Consider the following 390-nt stretch of genomic DNA (forward strand, 5'->3'; position numbering starts at 1 on the left):
CTATAGGCAGATCGAAAGTGGTGAGTTGGATGTCGGTAGCTTTGTTGGAACTGCAAGGGAATTGCTACCCGCGTCATTGGAGCAGCAGTTGCGGCGGTTCGGGCTAGGTGATGTCGACCAGATTCGTGAGCGACTCGCAAGCTGGGCGTTAGAAGGCAGCCAGTTTTTGGCGACCAAGGCCTTCAGCTTTGGTCAGGGTACATTCCAGTTCCTGATCAGTTTTTTTCTAATGCTGTATCTGTTGTTCTTCCTCATTCGAGACGGACGAGACCTGGTCGTTCGGATTCGACGAGCACTACCTCTGAGCGATAATCAGAAGCGTAGGTTGTTCAGCAAGTTCACCCGTGTGGTCAGGGCTACGGTTAAAGGCAACATTGTGGTTGCAGCTAT

Annotated in this window: 1 protein-coding gene; it reads left to right on the top strand. The window is 51.5% G+C overall.

Annotated features, from left to right (window positions below; genetic code table 11):
- The coding region (locus tag V6943_RS20255; protein WP_340555146.1) for an AI-2E family transporter at positions 1-390 on the top strand (390 nt) is incomplete at both ends.

Source organism: Pseudomonas sp. CBC3, from assembly GCF_037967085.1.
In the GTDB taxonomy this organism is placed as follows: Bacteria; Pseudomonadota; Gammaproteobacteria; order Pseudomonadales; family Pseudomonadaceae; genus Stutzerimonas.